Source organism: Pseudomonadota bacterium, from assembly GCA_016719885.1.
Classification (GTDB): Bacteria; Pseudomonadota; Gammaproteobacteria.
Genome location: JADJYF010000008.1, coordinates 177,414 through 196,736 on the forward strand (window position 1 = coordinate 177,414; position 19,323 = coordinate 196,736).

Consider the following 19,323-nt stretch of genomic DNA (forward strand, 5'->3'; position numbering starts at 1 on the left):
ATGAGCGCCGCCACGCCGCACATCGAGATCCGCGACCTGACCATGGCCTATGGCGATTACGTCATCCAGCACGATCTCAATTTCACCATCAATCGTGGCGACATCTTTGTGATCATGGGCGGCAGCGGTTGCGGCAAGAGCACGCTGCTGCGCCAGATGATAGGCTTGGTGCGTCCCGCCAAGGGCACGGTGCTGTACGATGGCGAGGACTATTGGGCCGCGAGTCCGCAGCAACAGGTGCGGCGTCAACGCGGCTTCGGCATCCTGTTCCAGGCTGGCGCGTTGTGGAGTTCACTGACCCTGGCCGAGAATGTCGCGCTGCCGCTGCAGGAATTCACCACGCTGGCGCCGGACCTGATAAATGAAATCGTGTCATTGAAGTTGTCGCTGGTGGGGCTTGGGGGTTTCGAGCAGTTCTATCCTTCCGAGATCTCGGGCGGCATGAAGAAGCGCGCGGGCCTGGCACGCGCCATGGCGCTCGATCCCGAGATCCTGTTCTTCGACGAGCCCTCGGCCGGACTCGATCCCTTGAGTTCACGGCGTCTGGACGATCTGATCCTCGAATTGCGCGACAGCCTGGGCGCGACGGTGGTGCTGGTCACCCATGAACTGCCGAGCATATTCGCGATTGCCAACAACTCGGTGTTCCTCGATGCCGACACGCGCACCATGATTGCCTATGGCGACCCGCGCGAGCTGGCCGAACACGGCGTCGACAAGGTACGCAGCTTTCTCAAGCGGGGCGAGACATGAGCAAACAGGCCAATCCCAAGCTGGTGGGCGCCTTCGTGCTGGGCGCGGTGAGCCTTTTGGTGATGGCCGTGGTGTTACTCGCCGACGGCGGCTTCTGGCGCGATCGCCCGACCTACATCATGTATTTCGAAGGCTCGACCACCGGCCTGCAGGTCGGCTCGCTGGTGGTGTTCCGCGGCGTGAAAATAGGTACCGTGCAAAGCATCGGCCTGTCGGTCGACGAGCAGAACCTCAATTTCCTGGTGCCGGTCGTGATCCGCACCGACGAATACGCGCTGAAGAACCTGGAAGGCGACAACGTGGCCTTGACCGATCTGACGGAGAACAACGATCTGATCAAGCGCGGCCTGCGCGCGCGTCTCAAAACCTGGAGTTTCCTGACCGGCCAGCTCTATATCGATCTCGATTTCTATCCCGACAAGCTCGCCACCTATCACGGCAAGGACAATGGCTCGCGCGAGATCCCGACCTTGCCGACCGAGGTCGAGGAACTCACCAACAAGCTCGACAAGCTCAACGTCGAGAAGCTGGTGGACGACATCTCGACCATCTCGGCATCGGTGCGCAAGCTGGTGTCCTCGCCGGCTGCCGGCCATGCACTGGAAAACCTCGACACCACGCTCGATCACCTCGCGTCCCTGACCGCGCAGCTCGACAAGCGCACCAATACCGTGGCGGAAGACGTGCGCACGGTCATGAACGAAGCGGCCGATACCCTGCGCAGCACGCGCGTGGCGCTGGAAGAAAGCGCCGCGACGCTCAAGGCCGGACGCCAGACCCTCGCCAATATCGATGCCGGCGCCGCCAACATCGCCGCCCTGACGCGCGCCGATGCCGGCCCGGTGCTGGCCCTTACCCGCGCCAGCGAGGAGCTGGCCGCCACCGCGCGCAGCCTGCGCGCCATGTCGGGCGAGGATTCGCTGACCACCACGCGCCTCAACGCGGTGCTGAAGGAAACCAGCGCCGCCGCGCGCGCCCTGCGCGTGCTGGCCGAAGCCATCGAAACCCAGCCGGAATCCTTGTTGAGCGGACGGCGCAGAGAAGGATCAGCGCAATGATTGCAGCCACCCTGTCGCGATACGCCGGCTTGGCGCTGCTGGCTTCAATGCTGGCGCTGGTCGGCTGCGCCCACACGCCGACGCCCCACTACTACGTGCTCGCCGGCGCCAACCCCACGGACACGGAAACCGTGAGTGACGGCCCGGCCGTCGGTCTCGGTCCCATCGCCTTGCCCGACTATCTCGACCGCCCGCAAATCGTCACGCGCGCCAACGACTCACGCCTGGTGCTCTCCAACGAACACCGCTGGGCCGAACCGCTGGCGGCGTCGCTGGGACGCGCCCTGCTCGCGGAGCTGGAACACGCCGCGCCCGGTCACAACATCGCGCTGCATCCGTGGCGCGCGTCGCTGGCCATCACGCGCCAGGTGCGGGTCGACATCACGCGCTTCGATCGCGATGCCGGCGGCAGCTTCCACCTTGGCGCGCACTGGAGCGTGAGCACACCCGGCAGCGACCAGGCCACGCCGACGCGACACAGTGACATCGAGGTGCCGGTCAACGGCAAGGACGACGATTACGATGCGCTGCTCAGCGCCGCCAACGCGGCGGTCGCGCAATTGGCCAGCGCCATCGCCAGCCAGTTACAGGCGCCGTAGTGCGCTACACCATGCAAGGGGAGTCATCATGCTGAAGGTTTATCACGCACCGCGCACCCGTTCGATTCGCATCCTGTGGCTGCTGGAAGAGCTCGCTCTGCCCTATGAGATCGAAACGGTGACGTTCACGCCCAAGCCCATGCCCTTCGGCCAGAGCGCGCCCTTCGGCAAGGTGCCGGCGCTGACCGACGGCGACATGACCATGTTCGAATCCGGCGCGATGGTCGAATACATCCTCGAACGTTACGGCAACGGACGCCTCGCGCCGCCGGTCGGCCATGCCGAGCGACCGGCCTACCTGCAGTGGCTGCATTTCGCCGAGAGCACCGCCTTCGCACCGGTGTCGGTGGTGGTGTGGATGAAGCTCTACCGCCAGGATGCCGAACAAAATGCGGCGCTCATCGCCGACGCCCAAACGCGCGCCGCGGTCGCCTTCGAATTCCTGGAAAAGCACATGGGCGACTCGGAATTCCTGTTGCCCAGCGGCTTCTCGGCCGCCGACATCATGATGGGCTTCACGCTCAATGCCGCACGCGCCTTCGGCATCATCGACGAACGCTTCGCCAAGCTCGACGCCTACAGCAAACGCCTGGCCGCACGGCCGGCGCTGGTGAAGGCGTCGGCGTTGTAACCGCAAACGAGTTCGGCGCACCCGTCGGGGCGCGCCGCGAATGTCGGACTGAAGTCCGACCCACAATTCGGATGCTTCGAAATTTGTGGGTCAGACTTCAGTCTGACTTTCCACCTCAATACGGCGTTTCGCCGACCTTGCGGCCGAGCGCATGGGCCTTCTCGATATTGCCCAGGAACAATTCGTAGAAATCGCGCAGCGCGGCATCCATCTGCTCCTGGGGCAGGCCATGTTCGGTGTAATGCCCTTCCCAACGCACCCGGGTGTGGCCGGCGTCGATGGTCGAGAGATTGACCACCGCCACGTAATCGCGCATCGGCAGGGGGTAGTTCTCGACGATGGAGTAGACGATGACATGCGGCGCGCAGGCCACGTCGAGGCGCTCAATGATCTGTCCTTCGATCTGCATCTCGGGCTTGAACACCGCGAAACGGCGCGAGCCGATGCTGTTGCCCTCGCAACGGAACTCGGTGAGATTGCCGGGCGGATGCAATTTGTCGAGCGCTCCGAAATCCGCCAGCCAGTCCCAGACATAGGCGTGCGGAGCGTTGACGGTGCGATCGAGGACGGCGATGGGCATGGAAAATCTCCCTGGGCTTGATGAGGTGATGCGAAATCGGCTGGCACCGTAACGCAAGCACGCGCCGTTGGCGAGCCGCGCGCCTCGAAGCTGCGCGCCGCTGGCGCGGCGCGCGCGCGATCGCTACTTTTGTCGGGTAACCCACACCACAACGCCAGGGGAATCACCATGCACACGCGCGTCGACGAAATCGCCAACGGCATCTACCGCCTGTCCACCTTCATCGCCGACGTGCCGCCGGCCGGCTTCACCTTCAATCAATACCTCGTCGCCGCCGAGCAGCCGCTGCTGTTCCACTGCGGTGGGCGTCAACTGTTCCCGCTGGTGTCGGCCGCGGCCGCGCGCGTGGTGCCGCTCGATCGGCTGCGCTGGATCTCATTCGGTCACGTCGAATCCGATGAATGCGGCTCCATGAACCAATGGCTGGCGGCCGCGCCGCGGGCCGAGGTCGTGCATGGCGCGATTGCCTGCATGGTGTCGCTGAACGATCTCGCCGACCGCCCGCCGCGCGCGCTGGCCAACGGCGAAGTGCTGGACCTTGGTGGCAAACGCGTGCGCTACATCGACACGCCACATGTGCCCCACGCCTGGGAGTCCGGCCTGATGTTCGAGGAAACGACCGGCACGCTGTTCACCGGCGACCTGTTCACGCAGCTCGGCGACGGTCCGGCGGTCGGCGCCGACAGCATCGCCGCCGCCGCCATCGCCGCCGAGGAAGGCTTCCAGGCCACCGCCATCACGCCCACCACCGCGTCGACCATACGCGCGCTGCAAGATCTCAACCCCGCCACGCTGGCGGTCATGCATGGCGCCTGCTTCAATGGCGACTGCAAGGCGGAAATCGAAGCGCTGGCGGCCTATTACGAATCACGCTGGCGCGCCGCCCGCAGCGCCTGACGCGGCGCGCGCGAGCAGCGCCTGGCCGGCTATCGTCACGGCCGCCGCGCCGGCGCACAGAGCCAGGTCGACGGCATTGAGGGGCGCGAAGCGGAACAGCTCGCGCACCAGCGGCACACCCAGCGCCGCCAAGGTCAGTGCCAGCCCAGCCGCCACCACCCACCAGCGCGCCGCGTTGGTCGCCGAAAAGGCTTCGCGCAGCGAGCGCCTGCGCCAAGGTGCGTGCGCGATCATGCCGAGATTGGCCAGCATGAGCGCGGTGAAGGTCATGGCGCGCGCCTCGTTATCGCCGAGCTCGCGCGCCAGCGTGACGAGATACAGCGCCAGCAGCATGACCAGCACCAGCAAGCCTTGCACCAGGCTTGCCACGATCAGCTCGCGGGAAAACAGCGGCGCGTCGACGCCGCGCGGCGGACGACGCATGAGGTCGTCGGCCGCCGGTTCGGCCTCGAACACCACCGAGCAGGCCGGCTCGATGACCAGGTGCAGCAACGCCACGTGCACCGGCAACAGCACCAGCGGCAGGTTCATCAGCACCGGCAGCACCGAGATGCCGGCGATGGGCACGTGCACGGCCAGCAGGTAGGCCATCGCGCCGCGCAGGTTGCTGAACACCCGGCGGCCGGCGGCGATGGCCGCCACGATCGATGAAAAATCATCGTCCAGCACCACCAGCGAAGCGGCTTCGCGCGCCACGTCGGTGCCGCGTCCGCCCATGGCGATGCCGATCTCGGCGGTCTTCAGCGCCGGCGCGTCGTTGACGCCGTCGCCGGTCATGGCCACCACTTCACCGCGACGCTGCAAGGCCTGGACCAGGCGCAGCTTGAGCTCGGGCTTCATGCGCGCGTAGCAGTTGACCTCGTCGAGGCGCGCCGCCAGCGTGGCCTCGTCCCAGCTTTCGAGCTCGGCGCCGCTGACCACGTCTTCCGCACGGGCGATGCCGGCTTCGCGCGCGATGCTGCGCGCGGTCTCGACGTGATCGCCGGTCAGCATGATCACGCGGATGCCGGCCGCGCGACATTCGCGCACCGCCTCCGGCACCTGCGGTCGCAAAGGATCGGACAGCCCCAGCAGGCCGAGGAATTCGAAGTCGTAATCGTGCTGGGTGCCCGGCAGCACGTGGGCGGCATGGCGGGCGCGCGCCACGCCCAGCACGCGCAGCCCATGACGCGCGAAGCGCTCGACGTCGAGCGCGACGCGCGCCGAGGTCTCGGCATCGCTGTGGCACAGGTCGAGGATCGCTTCCGGCGCACCCTTGGAGCCGATCACGTAGCCCTCCTCGCCTTCGTCGCGCCACGCCTGGCTGACCGCCAGCATGTCCGGCGTGAGCGGATGTTCGCCGGCCAGTTGCCAGGCCGGGTGCAGATGCTCGGTGGCGGCCAGCAGTTCGTCGCCCACGCGATGCACCGCGCGCTCCATGGGGTCGAAGGGCGCCGGGCTCGATGCCAGGATGCCGAACTCGAGCAGCGCGTGAAACGCTTCGGGCAATTCGACCGACGCGCCGCCGAGTTCCATCTCCTCGCCATCGGCGGTCATGAGACGCCGCACCGCCATCTGGTTCATGGTCAGGGTGCCGGTCTTGTCCACGCACAGCACGGTCGCCGCGCCGAGGTTCTCGACCGCCGGCATGCGGCGCGTCAACACGCGGCGCAGCGAGATGCGCCACGCACCGAGCGCGAGGAAGATCATGAGCACCGCCGGCAGCTCGTTGGGCAGGATGGCCATGGCCAGCGTCAGGCCGGTCAACACGCCGCCCAGCCAGTCGTGACGCATGACGCCAAACACCACCGTCACCAGCACGCACAGCGCGCCGGCGCCGATGGCGAGCACCTTGACCAGCCGCCGCGTCTCGCGCTGCAGGCGCGTGCTGTCATCGACCGCGGTATCCAGCACCTTGCCGATGCGACCGAGCTCGGTGGCCAGCGCGGTGGCGAACACTGCGGCGCTGCCTTGACCGCGAACCACGGTGGTGCCGGCGTACAACACGTCGCCGACCTGCTTGGCGACGGCCTGCGACTCGCCGGTCAGCAAGGATTCGTCGACCAGCAGATGACGCGCCACCATCACCCGCGCATCGGCCGCCACGCGATCGCCCTCGGCCACCAGCAGCAGGTCTTCGCGCACCACCTCGCGGCCGGCGATGCGACGCTTGGCGCCGTCGCGCAACACCAGCGCGCGCGGACTCGACAGCGTACGCAGCGCCTCGAGGGCGGTCTCGGTCTTGCGCGCCTGGGTCAGGGTGATGGCGATGATCAGCGCCAGGAAGCCGAGCAGCATCAGCGCTTCCTGCGCGTCGCCGAGCACCAGGTAGATGGCGCCGCAGCCGATCAACAGCGCCACCATCGGCTCACGCAACAGTTCGCCGAGCAGCGCCCACACGCCCTGCGCGCGCGGCCCGGGCAGTTCGTTCGGGCCTTCGGCGTCGAGACGCGCGGCGGCGCTTGCTTCAGAGAGACCGAGCATGATGTCCAATCAACGCGGCTGCGAACTCATTTGCCCGAGGGGGCGATGCGCTGCTGGGCGGCATGAATGTGCGAATGCATTCGCACCTACACGAAGCGCTCGCGCGCCATTTGGCGCAGCAGCTTCTTTTCGACCTTGCCAAGAAAATTCTCGGGCATGGCGTCCAGCGTCACGACGTGTTCCGGCACCTTGTAGGGCGCGAGCGCGGTCGCGCAGTGCGCGCGCAACTGCGCGGCGTCGGTGGCGGCGCCGGGAGCCGCCACCACGAACGCCACGATCGCCTCTTCGCGCATGTCGTCAGGAATGCCGACCACCGCCGCCTCGCGCACGCTGGCGTGAGCGAGCAGCACGCGTTCGACTTCCGCCGCCGCGACATTGAAACCCGAGCGCTTGATCATGTCCTTCTCGCGCTCGAGGAAATAGAAATAACCATCCTCGTCGAGTTGACCGACATCGCCGGTATGCAGCCAACCGTCGCGCAACAGCTCGGCGCTGGCCTCGGGGTCTTCGAAATAGCCTTGCGTCAGGCCATGACGCGACTGGCATTGCAGCAGCAATTGTCCGGGCTCGCCGCACGCGACGTCGCGGCCCTCATCGTCGACGAGGCGCAGCTGGTAGCCGGGAAACGGCAGGCCGGCGCTGCCCGGCTTCCACAGCGCGTCGATGGGCGAGGCGATGCAAATGCCCATGCCTTCGGTCAGACCTACGTCGTTCGAGATCGAGCGGCAAGGCGAACTGGGCGCGATACACCGCGTGCCGCGCGTCGTAAGGACTCGGCGGCTGGTTGAGCAGCATCTTAACGTGCGTGGCATTCATCGCCGCCATGGTGATGCGGGCTTCGACCAGGGTTTGCGCAAACGTCGAAGCAGAGAACTTCGGCGCCATGACCATGGTCGCGCCGCGCAGGATCAACGGCCCGAGCAGGGCCAGGCCGCCATTGATGTGATAGAGCGGGAAGTAATGCAGCAGCCGCTCGAAACGCGTGTAGGCAAAGGCGTTGGCTATCCCCAGGGACGAGAACATCTCGTTGCCGTGGGTGAACATCACGCCCTTGGGCCTGGCCGTGGTGCCCGAGGTGTACATCAGCATCGACAGGTCGTCGACCGACGGGAACGGCAGCGACAGTTCACTGGACTGGTTGGACAACCAGCCATTCACATCCACGGTGCTGGCGTCCATGCGTCCCGGCTCCAGCAGCAACACCTCGCGCACGCTGGCGACGCCGGCCGCGATGGCGCGCAGGCGCTCGGCGCAGGCCAGGTCGGTGATGGCCAGCACCGCGCCGCTGGCCTCGAGCTGGTAGCGGATCTCGTCGTCGACATACAGGCTGCTGCAGGTCACGAACACCGCGCCGATGCGCTGCACGGCAAAGCGCACGACCAGGTATTCCGGACAATTGGGCAGGAACGCCAGCACCCGTTGGCCGTGCGTGATGCCGTGTGCCAGCAAGCCGTTTGCAACGCGCCGCACCGCGTCGGCAAAGGCCGCATGGGTGATGGTCAACTCACCGTATTCGACGAACGGATGGTGCGGCCGCAGCGCGGCATTGCTCTCGATGGCGCGCAGCAGGGTGCGCTGGCCGACGGTGTCATGAGGACGCATGGCGTTGCCCGGCAGGTGAGATTTCATTCCTCGCACACGTCAGCCGGACAGTGGCGCCATTGTGGGTCAGGCTTCACCAAGTGCGAATGTGGGTCGTCACCTGACAAGGCGCCCAGCGCCAGGCTGGCAGTCATTCTGCGGCAAGGCAAACACGAGCAGCGCGCTGCCGAAGGTGACGTGTTTGGGCTCTCCGACCACGGTCGCCGCCACGCCGCCCGTACCGCTGCCGATGGCAACGTACTGGCGGCCGTCGATGCGGTAGGTGATGGGCTGACTGCGTATGCCCGAACCGGTCTGGAACTTCCACAGCACCTTGCCGCTGTCCTCGTCCAGCGCCAGCGCATAGCCCTGCTGGTTGCCGGTGAAGATCACGCCGCCGGCGGTGGCGAGCGCGCCGCCGATCATCGGGTGCTGGTCCCGATAACGCCATTTGATCTTGCCGCTCGCCGGGTCGATGGCGGTCAGGTGGCCGTAGGCCTTGCCGAGCGTCGCGAAGGAGTCGCCGAGCGAGCCGCCGAAATTCGGATCGCCGGGATGCATGCCGGCTTCTTCCTTGGCCAGCGACATGCAGCTCTCGATGACCGGCACGTAGAGATGCTTCGTGGTCGGGCTGTAGGCATAGGTGGTCGAGCCATTGTTGCCGCCAATCGGGCCCGGGCACACCATTTCTTTCAAACCATCCACGGTCGGCACGAATTTCGGATCGACCGTCGGGCGGCCGTTGGCATCGAGGCCCTTCGACCAGTTCAGGTTTTCGATGTACTGGGTGCCGCGCAGGAACTTGCCGGTGGCGGCATCGAGCAGGTACACGTAGCCGTTGCGATTGGCCTGGGTCACGGCGCGCAGCTTCTTGCCGTCCTGTTCGACGTCGACCAGCATCACGCCGTTGGTGGCATCGTAGTCCCACACGTCGTGGGGCGTGGCCTGGAAATGCCAACGGATCTCGCCGCTGTCGGCGTCGAGCGCCAGCACCGAATCGCTGTAGAGATTGTCACCCTTGCGCGCATCGCCGTTGAACAGCGGCGCCGGATTGCCGGTCGACCAGTAGAGCGTATTGCTCGCGCCGTCGTAGGCGCCGGTCATCCACGCCGGCGCACCGCCGCCCTTCCAGCTTTCACCGGCCCAGCTCTCGACATTCTTCTCGCCCGCCGCCGGCACGGTGTAACGCCGCCAGCGCTCCTTGCCGGTCTCGAGATCGTAGGCCGCGATGAAACCGCGCGTCGCGAATTCACCGCCGCCGTTGCCGACGACCAGCATGTCCTTCACCACCAGCGGCGCGCTGGTGGCGCTGAAGCCGAGCTTGTAGTCCGCCATCGCGACGTTCCACAACACTTTGCCGGTGGTGCGCTCGAGCGCCACGAGGTGCGCGTCGAGCGTGGCCATGAAGATCTTGTTGCCGGCGATCGCGACGCCGCGATTGGCCGGTCCGCAGCACAGGCGCAGGTCGCCGGGCATTTGATGTTCGTAATGCCATTTGACGTCGCCGCTGACGGCGTCGAGCCCGTAGAGATTGTTGTGCGCGGCGGTGAAGAACAGCATGCCGTCGGCCACCACCGGCGAGCCGGCCACCTGGCCCTGAACGCCGGTCTGGAACATCCACACCGGCGCCAGCTTCGCGACGTTGTCGCGCTTGATGTCGGCCAGCGGGCTGTAGCGCCAGTTGGCATAGCTGCCGCCATAGGTCAGCCAGTCGGCGCCCGCGTCGACGCTGGTATTGCCGGCCGCGAGGCGCGCCTGCGTCACCGGCGGCGGGTCGGCGGCCAGCGTGACAGCGGCGTTCAGGAGCGCGGCGGTGGTGACGACACGGCGAAGCGTGACGCGCAGACTTTCGATCATGGCTGGCCATCCGGAAATAAAAGGAGTCGGCAGTGTGCCAGCGACCTCGGCCGCTGCGAAGGGTTTGACGTCACCTCACCTTCAAGGTGGGAAGCGCGGGCCGCGGCGAAGTGCGACGACGCGCCGATCTGCGGTATGGTGGCCGGGCGCGGACAACCGCGTCGCGCGCTTGTGGTCGCCACGAACGGGCTGGGTCAATGCGTTACGCAGCCCGACGCCGGCATCGATTGCGCAACCGTGGGCGCCGCTGTCATCGCAATCCGGAGAAAAAACGCCATGAACAAAGCTTCCATCATCGTCGTCGTCGGCCTCGCCGGCCTGCTCAGTGCCTGTGGCCAGGGCGACAGCGCGCCCAAGACCAATGCCGCCGCGCCGGCACCGGCCGCCACACCGGCCGAACCGGCCACGCCCACCACCCCGCCGGTAGCCGCGGAACCCGTGGCCGGCACGCCCACCCCGGCGGCGCCCGGCGCGGTCGCCGACGCGGCGCCGGCCGGCGACGAAGCGGGCAAGGGCGTGTACAACAAGACCTGCGCGCTGTGCCATGCCGCCGGTGTGGCGGGCGCGCCCATGCCGGGCAACAAGGAACAGTGGGCGCCGCGCATCGCGCAGGGCAAGGACACCCTCTACAAGCACGCGCTGGAAGGCTACACCGGGCAGGCCGGCATGATGCCGCCGCGTGGCGGCAACACCGCGCTGACCGACGACGAGGTCAAGGCCGCGGTCGATTACATGGTCGGCAAGTCGAGCTGAAAGCGGCCCGCGGCTGCTTGAGGTCTGTCGAAATCCGCAGTTCAATCGGGCGTGCGTGCCGCGGCGTGACATTCACGCGCGCCCGGCACGCATGTCCGCTTGGTGCCGGAGCGACGGGCTCGGGCGCGAGCCCAGGCGCTCGCGATTCATCCGGCCAGCCTGTAACCAAAGGCTGCCATGGAACGAACCATGGACAATGAATCGGCCCATCCCCAGGAACAGCGACTGCGCGCGCAACTGCTCGCCGGACTGGCCGGCGATGGCGCCGCCTACCATGGATTTCTGAAGGACATGACCGCGCACCTGCGCGCCTATTTCCGGCGCCGGCTCAACGGGCTGCCGGACGAAGTCGAAGACCTGCTGCAGGAGACCTTGCTGGCCCTGCACAACCAAAGACACACCTACGATGCCGCGCAGCCCTTGACCGCCTGGGTGCACGCCATCGCCAAGTACAAGCTCATCGACATGCTGCGCCGCCGCTCCCATCGCGAACAACTGCACGAGCCGCTGGATGAGCACGGCGAACTTTTCGCCAACGCCGACCTGGACGCGGCCGAGGCGCGCCGCGACCTCGCCTTGTATCTCGATCGGCTGCCGCGCCAGCAGCGGCTGCCCATCATCCACATGAAGCTCAAGGGTCTGTCGGTGGCCGAGGCGGCGGCCGCCACCGGCATGTCGGAATCGGCGGTCAAGGTCGGCGTACATCGCGGCCTGAAAGCACTGGCCGCCCTGTTCGGAGCGCAAACGTGAAAACCGACGAACTGGTGAACATGCTGGCGAGCGGCAACGTCGGCGTCGAGCCCCACGCGGTCGAACGCCGCTTCGTGCTGGGCCTGGGGCTGGGCAGCGCCGCCAGCGTGGCGCTGATGGTGGCGACCCTCGGCGTGCGGCCCGACCTGCTCGAAGCCACGCGCCTGCCGATGTTCTGGTTCAAATGCCTGTTCGCCGCCAGCCTGGCGCTGGCGAGCCTGGTGATGGTCGCGCGCCTGTCGCGGCCGGGCATGCCCTTAGGCCGCGCGCCGACGGCCACGCTGAGTCCCTTGCTGGTGGTGTGGTTGCTGGGCGCGTTGACGCTGCTCGTCGCCGCGCCCGAGCAACGCGTGGCGCTGCTGTTCGGCGCCACCTGGACGGTCTGTCCGCTGCTCATCGCGATGCTTGCCCTGCCCTTGCTGGCCGGCGCGTTGTGGGCGGTGTCGGGGCTCGCGCCGGTCAACCTGCGCCTGGCCGGCGCCGCCAGTGGTCTACTGGCCGGCGCGCTGGCGACGCTGGTCTATTGCGTGCACTGCCCGGAGATGGCGCCGCCTTTCATCGCCGTGTGGTACGCGCTCGGCATCGCCATGCCGACAGTGCTGGGCGTGGTAATCGGGCCGCGCGTGCTGCGTTGGTGATGGCATGCCTGCGAATTCTTTCACGATGTCAGACGAACCACAGCCGTCACCCCCCCGCCCGGGGGTGGGTCAGGCTTCAGCCTGACACCGCGACTGATGTGCGAATGAATTCGCACCTACAGGCCGGCGCATCGATGCAACGCTCCTACTTCGCGAACTGCACCTCGTAGTTGACATGCGTCGGCGGTGTGCCCTGCGGGGTCTTGCTCACGATCTCGTAGGAGTTGTAGCCATGGTGGGTGCGGTAGAACTCGATCTCCTTGCGCGCCCGTTCGTCGGTCGTCTGGCCGGCCAGGCTGCCTGCCACTTCTATCTTGAAAGAGAAACGATCGGGATTGGCGGCGAGATTGGCCGGCGGCGGACCATCGCCCACCTGCGCGCAGCCCGCCACCATGCCGAGCACCAAGAGCGCCACGCCCATCCATCTGCCAGCCATGCCTGATTCCTCGATTCGTTGAGCTTGCGCGCCAGCATAAGCCAATTCGCGCAAGCGCGGATTACATGTGGGTATCGTGCAGGGCGCCGCCGTCCAGCACCGCCATGTCGGCGGTGATGCCGCTGAAGGGATAGACCTTGCCACCGAATTCGCCGGCGAATTTCTCGGCGTCGCCCTGGCGGGCGAAGGACGCGATGGTCGGTCCCATGGAACCGCGGCGCTTGCTGCCCACCACGTAGAAGGCCTGCTTGGCGTCTATCCAGTGGCCCTTGGGTTCATCCCAGTCGGCCGCGCCCATGTCCTGCACGTAGAGCGCGCGCACGGCACGCACCTGCTCGGGATTGAGATACAGGTGGAACATCTCGACCGTGTCGCAGAAGAAGTCCGGCGCATCCTGGCCGGCGTACTGCATCTGCGCCTTGGGGCCGGGGAAATCGGCGAGCAACATGCCGTCCAGCGCGCAGCTGGTGCCGGCCTCGGTGTCGACCGCCGCCTGGGTGCTCGACGGCGTCGACTCGCCGCAGGCGCCGAGCGCAAGCGCGGCCAGCAGCAGGCCGTGACGGGCGAACTTGTTCATCGACGAAACCTCCACGCGGCAATACTCAAGGGCAGCACGCTCCACGCCAGCAGCACCGCGCACAACAAGCCAGGATGGGCGAGCTGGCGCGGAAACACCGTGGCCAGGCCGTACAGCGCGCCGACTTCATCGAGACTGGCGATGTTCAGCACGCGGAACACGTCGGCCGGATTGAGCAGCAACAGCCACGCGAACCAGTCGCCGCCCGTACCGCCGCTGCCCACCACCAGCACGCCCAGCAGGATCAAATCGAACATCAGCACGAAGAAGAACCACAGCGCGATGGCGAGCCCCGAGGCGCGCGTGCGATCGCTGGCGAACACCGACACGCTGACGGCCAGGCTCAGGAATGCGAGTCCCAGCAGCACCGAGCTCGCCATGAACAGGCCGAAGTGGGCAAGGCCGTTGAGATCGAGATGGCTGGCCAACACCACCGCCACCAGGCCGAAACCCGCCACCGTCGAAAACGCCAGCGCGGCGGCGAGGCCGAGATACTTGCCGAGCAACAGTTCGAAGCGCGTGATCGGCATCGACAGCAAGAGGTCGAGTGAACCGCGCTCACGCTCGCCGACGATGGCATCGAAACCCAGCACCAGCGCGATGAGCGGGATGAGATAGATGACCAGGCTGACCAGGCTCGCGATGGTGAATTCCATCGATCGAAAGCCGACCATGCCCTGCTGCGCGCCGCCGAAATAGGCGATGACCAGCGCAAACACCGTGAACACCAGCGCGATGGCCAGCACCCACAGGCTGCGGATGCGATCCCAGAATTCCTTGCCGGCGATGGTCGCCACCTGGCGACGTTGCAATTGCAGAATGCTCATGACGACAGTCCGAAAAAAAGATCTTCCAGCGACGCTTCCCTGACCTGGAAGTCGCGCAAACGCGCGGCCAGGCCGCCTACGGCTTGCAGCACGGCGAGCTTGTGCTGGCGCGCACAGGCGATGCGCAAGCCGGCGCCGACCTCGTGCACCGTGGCCGGCAAGGACGCCAGCGCCGCGCGCAGCGCCGGTACGACGGCGGCCTCGCAGTCGATGTCGAACCACAGCGGCAAATCCGCCTGGCCGCGCAATTCGCCGAGCGCGCCGACCGCACGCACGCGACCGGCGGCGATGATCGCGAGGCGGTCCACACGCTGCTGGATCTCGGCGAGGATGTGCGAGGTCAGCACGATGGTCACGCCGTCGGCGCGGAGTTCGGCGAGGATCGCGTAGAACTCGCGTATGCCGTCCGGATCGAGACCATTGGTCGGCTCGTCGAGGAACAACAGACGCGGTTGGCCCAGCAGCGCCTGGGCAAAGCCCAGCCGCTGACGCATGCCCTTGGAATATTCGCGGATGCGGCGCGTGGCGGCGGCGCCGAGTCCGACCCGCTCCAGCAGCGCGCGATGCCCGGACGGGCCGATGCCCTTAAGCCTGGCAAAGAAGTGCAAGGTCTCGAGCGCGTTCAAGTTGTCGTAGAACACCACGTTCTCCGGCAGGTAGCCGATGCGACGTCGCACTTCGCGGAAGTCGACACCGTCCACCGCCACGCCGTCGATGCGAATCGTGCCGCTGCTCGGCGCGATCAAACCCATCATCATCTTGAACAGGGTCGACTTGCCGGCGCCGTTGTGGCCGATGAGGCCGAACACTTCGCCGGGCACGATATCGAGCGTGACGCCGTCCAGCGCGTGCACCGCGCCGTAATGTTTGCTGGCGTCGCGCACCTCGACCAGCGCGCGCGGCACGGCGCGGTCAGCGGCTGCCGGGGTAGGTTCTGCCAAGCCAGTCTCTCCAGTCACGGTGGTTCGGTTGCATGCGCGGATGGGCGTCGACCACGCTCGGTGCGCGCAGGATCGGAAACTGTCGGCCGACCAGGCGCAAGGTCTGGATGGCGGGACTCGCCAGTAGCAGCTGCACGGTCGGGTAGCGCCAGCTCAAACGATCGACCAGGTCGTTGGCCTCGTAGGGCACGTCGCCGCGGCCGTCGCCATCGCGATCCCAGCCGAGATAATTGCTCCAGAAATTGCCGAGTTTGCCGCCCCATGGCTCATCGCGCGCGCCGACATAACGCACCTGGTCGCGATTGGCGATGAAGTCGTTGCCCTCGACGGTGTTGTTCTTCGAGCCCGCCCACAGCCGCACGCCGATCAGGTTGTCGACCACCAGGTTGTGGCGCAGGGTGTTGTACTCGGCGTCGTAGACGAACAGGCCTTGCACGTTGCCGGCGACGACGTTGTTCTCCACCACCGCGTCCTGGATGGTGCGCAGCATGATGCCATGGTCGGAATTGGCCCACGCGCGGTTGTTGCGCACCACCTGGTCACGCACCTCCATCAGGGCCAGCCCGCCGCGGTTCATCCAGCTGTCGTTGCCTTCCCACAGGTTACGGTAGGAATTCATGTAGTGGGTGCCGTAGCGGCTGTGATGCAGGCGATTGTTCTGGAACAGCGCGTCGTGCGACACATCGACATAGATGGCGTCGCGCACGAACGAGATGTGATTGCCGATGATGCGCGCATGCTGGGCATTGTAGAGCTGGATGCCGTTGCCGCGTTGTGAACTGCGGTAGTCGCGCTTGCCGGTGATGTTGTTGTTTTCGATGGTGGCGTGGTCGGCCTTTTCTATCCACAGGCCGAACAGGTTGTAGCTCAACACGCAGTCGCGCACCGTGGCGTGATGGGCGCCGGGCTTCAAGTAGATGCCGGCGTTCTGCTCGCGCAGGCTGTCGCCGGAATCGCGCACGTCGAGACCTTCGAGCGTGACGTGCTCGGCGAACACGGCGATGGTATTGCCCTTGAGACCACCGTCGATGACCGGGCGACCGATGCCGCGCAGCGTGAGGGGCTTGCCGAGCTCGAGATTCTCGCGGTAGTGACCGCGCGCGATCTCGAGCGTGTCGCCGGCCGCCGCCGCGTCGATGGCGCTTTGTATGGCGCTGCCCGGCGCGACCTGCCAGGTGCGCGCCGCGCTGGCAACGCTCACCAGCATCAGGCAGCCGGCGGCCAGAGCGCGCCCGCGCCCGCGGACCACCATCACCGGCACGCGTGGTTCATAGCGACAGGATGCCCATCGCCTTCAACACCAGGAACAGGCTGGCGCCGATCAGGAGGTTCTTGAAACCGACATAGCACAGCATGTCCATGATGCTCGCCACGCGGTAATGGCGCTGCCACCACGGTCCGTCCTTCACGTAACGCTTGCCACCGAGACGCACCATCACTTCGAACACGCTCCAGGTGAACCACCAGGCCATCACCACCACCGCCTCGATACGACCGGCGGCCGCCAGCACCCATACCAGGGTCGCGCCCACCGCCAGCGCGAAGCCGGCTGCCTGCAGCGTGCGCTGCGCCTGGAAGCCCGTGCGGCTCCACGGCCACAGGTGATCGATGAGTTCATTCCACAGCCATTGCATCACACCCGCCGGCACCGCGTAAGGCGGCGTGACCGGATCGGTGGGCAGACGCGGATCGACCGTGCTGCGCGGCGCGTGGCCGCGCGCGACCGGCGCCTCGTAGGGTACGGACTTGATCGGTATGTAATAGCCGTCGGCGCCTATCGGCGTGAGTTCCAGGCCGGCCTTGGTGCGGCGCTTACGCTCGTGCACCAAGGGCGGACAGGTGCCCGCGTCGGTATAGAGAATCATGCAGTCCAGGCAATGCAGGCATTCGCGATGATCGATGCGCCCGTCGCTGTCGATGGCCAGCGAGCCGCAGCCCTTGGCGCAGGCATGGCAGCTCGCGCATTCCTGCTTGCGCTTCAAGCCGTACCAGCGAAACGTCGACGGCATGGCGAGCGCCGCGCCCAGCGGGCACAGGTATTTGCAGAACGGCCGCTCGATGAATATCGACAGGCCGAGCAGCACCGCCACGAACAGGGTGTAGGGCCAGCTGCGGTTGAACATGCCGACCAGGAAAGTGGTCTTGAACGGCTCGATCTCGGCCAGAGTCTCGGCCAGCGACATGGAGAACATCGACACCGTCAGCAGCGCGAAGAATATCCCGTACTTCACCCATTTCAGACGATTGTGCCAGCGCATCGGCAAATGGCCCTGCCAGCGCCCGAGGCCGAGCTTGCCACTGACTTTATAGATGAGTTCCGACATCGAGCCGAACGGGCACAGCCAGCCGCAGAACAAGCCGCGGCCCCAGATGAACACCGTGACGATGATGAAGATCCAGAAAATGAAAATGAACGGGTCGCTTAAGAACAGCTCCCAGGTCCACTTGAACAGCAGCGAGTGAAACCAGGTCAGCACCTGGGTGATGGACGGCTGCGCGAGCAGGCCGAAGCCGACCGCGCCTATGCTGATGAGCCAGGCCGCGTACTTGAAGCCGTTGACCGGCCACTTGTTGTGGTGGGTGGAACGGCGCGTGAGCTTGTCGCGCAACGCATACACCACCGCCACCATCACCAGCAGCGCCGTGAAGGCGACGATTTCGACGATGCGCGATTTCCAGATCTTGAGCCAGGTCGGATCGGGCAGCAGGATGCGCGGCCGGCCGTCTTGCAGGGTCGCGGCGGGCAACCAGTACTCGGCGGTGAAATTGGCGAAGCTGCGCGCGCCGCTTTCGCGATCGACGCGATTGCCGAGAAACACCAGCTGCCAGGGATAGGCGGGCGAGAAAGCCTTGGAGCGCACGATGAACACCGCCGACTCGTCGAAGCGCGGTGCACCGGCGGCGGCTACGCCGTAGAGATTGAGATAATCGGTATCGCGAAACGTGAAGGCATCGCTGCCCTGGCGCACCTGCACGCGATCATAGATGCCGCCACGCACGAAGCCCGAACCCTTGAACGATTCCTGGCCGGCGGTGCGGATCACGAACAGCGCGGTCTCGTCGTCCTTGAGCCGCGCCATGAGCGCCTTGTAACCCGCCTCGCCGAGAACCGCGCGGCCGATGTCCGGCTGGTTGAGACAGCCGAACCACAACTCGATGAAGGGCGTCGGGCCCGCCGGCAGGCCGACCGCTTCGGGCGCCACCACCAACTGCCGCACGCTGCCCTCGGCGACCAGGCTTGCCCAATCGAGATTGCGCGCGCGGTCGATGTACCGCGGCGGCTCGCGCACGGTCGGCGCGAGAATGCCGACCTGGCGCGCCACCGCCTGCGCCGAGGCCATCATCACCTGGTTCTCGGCGATGACGGTGACGGTGGCGCCGGAGATCGCGTCGAGGCCGACATGGCCGTTGTCATCGCTGACGCCACCGACCTGGATGTCGTCGCCGACGTGCTTGCCGAGATACTGATCGAGGAACTTGGTGAGCGCACCCTCCGGAATGCCGAGCAGGAGGATGGGCTCGGAATGCTTCAAGACCTTGGTGCCGACGAAGCGGCCGCCCTTGTCCAGGCCAATCAGAGTGACCACCGGCTTGCCCGAATAGGCCGGCGTATCGGTGACGTCGGTCGACAGCACGACGTAGCCCAGCAGCGCCGGCTTGCCGTCCTGTTCGCCATAGGCTTCGACGTAGGGCGGGTTGCCCTTGCGCTCGGAAAAACTCATGGCGCCGGGAAATACCTCGGCGCAGGGCGCGTAATCGCAGAGCTTGGGCGAGCTGTGCAGTTCTTCCGGCAGCTTGGCGTCGTAGGCGTTGGCGAGCGCCAGCGGCGACGCGCACACCAGGAGCAGCGCCAGCCAGCAGCGAACCAGGGTGAAAGAAGGCGTCATGGCCTTACCTCCAGACATCTTCATGGAGCAGGCGTGTTGCGGCCCGGGCGGTGAGTCAATTCCGATCCCGAACACCGACGCCACGCGATCCCCGT

General features: G+C 66.4%; 19 protein-coding genes. 8 read left to right on the top strand and 11 right to left on the bottom strand.

The window, feature by feature from the left end:
• Genes IPM80_10020 through IPM80_10035 form a run of 4 tightly spaced genes read left to right on the top strand, consistent with a single transcriptional unit; the run spans position 1 to position 3,041 of the window.
• Positions 1-753: an ATP-binding cassette domain-containing protein gene (locus IPM80_10020; GenBank protein MBK8958754.1), complete on the top strand. Its 753-nt coding sequence runs from the start codon at positions 1-3 to the stop codon at positions 751-753.
• Positions 750-1,811, top strand: coding sequence for an MCE family protein (locus IPM80_10025; GenBank protein MBK8958755.1), 1,062 nt, complete (start codon positions 750-752; stop codon positions 1,809-1,811). The genes IPM80_10020 and IPM80_10025 overlap by 4 nt, the downstream gene beginning before the upstream one ends.
• Entirely contained in the window at positions 1,808-2,410 is a 603-nt protein-coding gene (locus tag IPM80_10030; protein MBK8958756.1) for a membrane integrity-associated transporter subunit PqiC, read from the top strand. The genes IPM80_10025 and IPM80_10030 overlap by 4 nt, the downstream gene beginning before the upstream one ends.
• Before the next feature lie 28 nt (positions 2,411-2,438).
• Complete coding sequence (locus IPM80_10035; protein ID MBK8958757.1) at positions 2,439-3,041, top strand: glutathione S-transferase family protein; 603 nt, start codon at positions 2,439-2,441, stop codon at positions 3,039-3,041.
• Between the two features lie 115 nt (positions 3,042-3,156).
• Here IPM80_10035 and IPM80_10040 read toward each other — a convergent pair whose 3' ends face one another.
• Positions 3,157-3,621, bottom strand: a complete 465-nt coding sequence (locus IPM80_10040; protein ID MBK8958758.1) for an SRPBCC family protein — start codon at positions 3,619-3,621, stop codon at positions 3,157-3,159.
• 168 nt (positions 3,622-3,789) lie between these two features.
• On the opposite strand from IPM80_10040, the gene IPM80_10045 reads away from it, so the two are divergent.
• Positions 3,790-4,518: an MBL fold metallo-hydrolase gene (locus tag IPM80_10045; GenBank protein ID MBK8958759.1), complete on the top strand. Its 729-nt coding sequence runs from the start codon at positions 3,790-3,792 to the stop codon at positions 4,516-4,518.
• Here IPM80_10045 and IPM80_10050 read toward each other — a convergent pair.
• The 4 genes from IPM80_10050 to IPM80_10065 all read right to left on the bottom strand — a co-directional run bounded on the left by IPM80_10050 (position 4,489) and on the right by IPM80_10065 (position 10,419).
• On the bottom strand, positions 4,489-6,981 hold the full coding sequence (locus IPM80_10050) for a cation-translocating P-type ATPase (GenBank protein MBK8958760.1): 2,493 nt from the start codon (positions 6,979-6,981) through the stop codon (positions 4,489-4,491). The genes IPM80_10045 and IPM80_10050 overlap by 30 nt on opposite strands.
• A gap of 86 nt (positions 6,982-7,067) precedes the next feature.
• The gene (locus tag IPM80_10055; protein ID MBK8958761.1) at positions 7,068-7,670 is read right to left on the bottom strand and encodes an AMP-binding protein; all 603 of its coding nucleotides are present in this window, start codon (positions 7,668-7,670) and stop codon (positions 7,068-7,070) included.
• Complete coding sequence (locus tag IPM80_10060) at positions 7,573-8,610, bottom strand: acyl--CoA ligase (GenBank protein MBK8958762.1); 1,038 nt, start codon at positions 8,608-8,610, stop codon at positions 7,573-7,575. Before IPM80_10060 ends, IPM80_10055 begins: the two co-directional genes overlap by 98 nt.
• Before the next feature lie 69 nt (positions 8,611-8,679).
• Positions 8,680-10,419: a PQQ-dependent dehydrogenase, methanol/ethanol family gene (locus IPM80_10065; GenBank protein ID MBK8958763.1), complete on the bottom strand. Its 1,740-nt coding sequence runs from the start codon at positions 10,417-10,419 to the stop codon at positions 8,680-8,682.
• Between the two features lie 276 nt (positions 10,420-10,695).
• Between IPM80_10065 and IPM80_10070 the strand changes: the two genes are divergently transcribed.
• The 3 genes from IPM80_10070 (at position 10,696) to IPM80_10080 (ending at position 12,560) form a co-directional block, all read left to right on the top strand.
• Positions 10,696-11,172, top strand: a complete 477-nt coding sequence (locus tag IPM80_10070; GenBank protein ID MBK8958764.1) for a cytochrome c5 family protein — start codon at positions 10,696-10,698, stop codon at positions 11,170-11,172.
• A 177-nt stretch (positions 11,173-11,349) separates the two neighbouring features.
• Complete coding sequence (locus IPM80_10075) at positions 11,350-11,922, top strand: sigma-70 family RNA polymerase sigma factor (protein ID MBK8958765.1); 573 nt, start codon at positions 11,350-11,352, stop codon at positions 11,920-11,922.
• Positions 11,919-12,560, top strand: coding sequence for a DUF1109 domain-containing protein (locus IPM80_10080; GenBank protein MBK8958766.1), 642 nt, complete (start codon positions 11,919-11,921; stop codon positions 12,558-12,560). The genes IPM80_10075 and IPM80_10080 overlap by 4 nt, the downstream gene beginning before the upstream one ends.
• A gap of 145 nt (positions 12,561-12,705) precedes the next feature.
• Here the strand turns inward: IPM80_10080 and IPM80_10085 are convergent, their stop codons facing one another.
• From IPM80_10085 to IPM80_10110, 6 genes are all read right to left on the bottom strand, one after another.
• Positions 12,706-12,996 (bottom strand): hypothetical protein, encoded by a 291-nt coding sequence (locus tag IPM80_10085; GenBank protein MBK8958767.1) that lies wholly within the window; start codon positions 12,994-12,996, stop codon positions 12,706-12,708.
• 61 nt (positions 12,997-13,057) lie between these two features.
• A complete protein-coding gene (locus tag IPM80_10090; protein ID MBK8958768.1) occupies positions 13,058-13,573 on the bottom strand; it encodes a nitrous oxide reductase accessory protein NosL in 516 nt (171 codons plus the stop codon).
• Positions 13,570-14,385, bottom strand: coding sequence for an ABC transporter permease (locus IPM80_10095; GenBank protein MBK8958769.1), 816 nt, complete (start codon positions 14,383-14,385; stop codon positions 13,570-13,572). The genes IPM80_10090 and IPM80_10095 overlap by 4 nt, the downstream gene beginning before the upstream one ends.
• 11 nt (positions 14,386-14,396) lie before the next feature.
• Positions 14,397-15,341, bottom strand: coding sequence for an ABC transporter ATP-binding protein (locus tag IPM80_10100; protein MBK8958770.1), 945 nt, complete (start codon positions 15,339-15,341; stop codon positions 14,397-14,399).
• Positions 15,313-16,593: a nitrous oxide reductase family maturation protein NosD gene (locus tag IPM80_10105; protein MBK8958771.1), complete on the bottom strand. Its 1,281-nt coding sequence runs from the start codon at positions 16,591-16,593 to the stop codon at positions 15,313-15,315. The genes IPM80_10100 and IPM80_10105 overlap by 29 nt, the downstream gene beginning before the upstream one ends.
• 16 nt (positions 16,594-16,609) lie before the next feature.
• Entirely contained in the window at positions 16,610-19,228 is a 2,619-nt protein-coding gene (locus IPM80_10110; GenBank protein MBK8958772.1) for a regulatory protein NosR, read from the bottom strand.
• Positions 19,229-19,323: the final 95 nt, after the last annotated feature.

Excerpts from the sequence above, each read along its gene's own strand:
- IPM80_10020 (MBK8958754.1), top strand. The coding sequence starts at position 1 with ATGAGCGCCGCCACGCCGCACATCGAGATCCGCGACCTGACCATGGCC.
- IPM80_10025 (MBK8958755.1), top strand. The coding sequence starts at position 750 with ATGAGCAAACAGGCCAATCCCAAGCTGGTGGGCGCCTTCGTGCTGGGC.
- IPM80_10030 (MBK8958756.1), top strand. The coding sequence starts at position 1,808 with ATGATTGCAGCCACCCTGTCGCGATACGCCGGCTTGGCGCTGCTGGCT.
- IPM80_10035 (MBK8958757.1), top strand. The coding sequence starts at position 2,439 with ATGCTGAAGGTTTATCACGCACCGCGCACCCGTTCGATTCGCATCCTG.
- IPM80_10040 (MBK8958758.1), bottom strand. The coding sequence starts at position 3,621 with ATGCCCATCGCCGTCCTCGATCGCACCGTCAACGCTCCGCACGCCTAT.
- IPM80_10045 (MBK8958759.1), top strand. The coding sequence starts at position 3,790 with ATGCACACGCGCGTCGACGAAATCGCCAACGGCATCTACCGCCTGTCC.
- IPM80_10050 (MBK8958760.1), bottom strand. The coding sequence starts at position 6,981 with ATGCTCGGTCTCTCTGAAGCAAGCGCCGCCGCGCGTCTCGACGCCGAA.
- IPM80_10055 (MBK8958761.1), bottom strand. The coding sequence starts at position 7,670 with ATGGGCATTTGCATCGCCTCGCCCATCGACGCGCTGTGGAAGCCGGGC.
- IPM80_10060 (MBK8958762.1), bottom strand. The coding sequence starts at position 8,610 with ATGAAATCTCACCTGCCGGGCAACGCCATGCGTCCTCATGACACCGTC.
- IPM80_10065 (MBK8958763.1), bottom strand. The coding sequence starts at position 10,419 with ATGATCGAAAGTCTGCGCGTCACGCTTCGCCGTGTCGTCACCACCGCC.
- IPM80_10070 (MBK8958764.1), top strand. The coding sequence starts at position 10,696 with ATGAACAAAGCTTCCATCATCGTCGTCGTCGGCCTCGCCGGCCTGCTC.
- IPM80_10075 (MBK8958765.1), top strand. The coding sequence starts at position 11,350 with ATGGAACGAACCATGGACAATGAATCGGCCCATCCCCAGGAACAGCGA.
- IPM80_10085 (MBK8958767.1), bottom strand. The coding sequence starts at position 12,996 with ATGGCTGGCAGATGGATGGGCGTGGCGCTCTTGGTGCTCGGCATGGTG.
- IPM80_10090 (MBK8958768.1), bottom strand. The coding sequence starts at position 13,573 with ATGAACAAGTTCGCCCGTCACGGCCTGCTGCTGGCCGCGCTTGCGCTC.
- IPM80_10105 (MBK8958771.1), bottom strand. The coding sequence starts at position 16,593 with ATGGTGGTCCGCGGGCGCGGGCGCGCTCTGGCCGCCGGCTGCCTGATG.
- IPM80_10110 (MBK8958772.1), bottom strand. The coding sequence starts at position 19,228 with ATGACGCCTTCTTTCACCCTGGTTCGCTGCTGGCTGGCGCTGCTCCTG.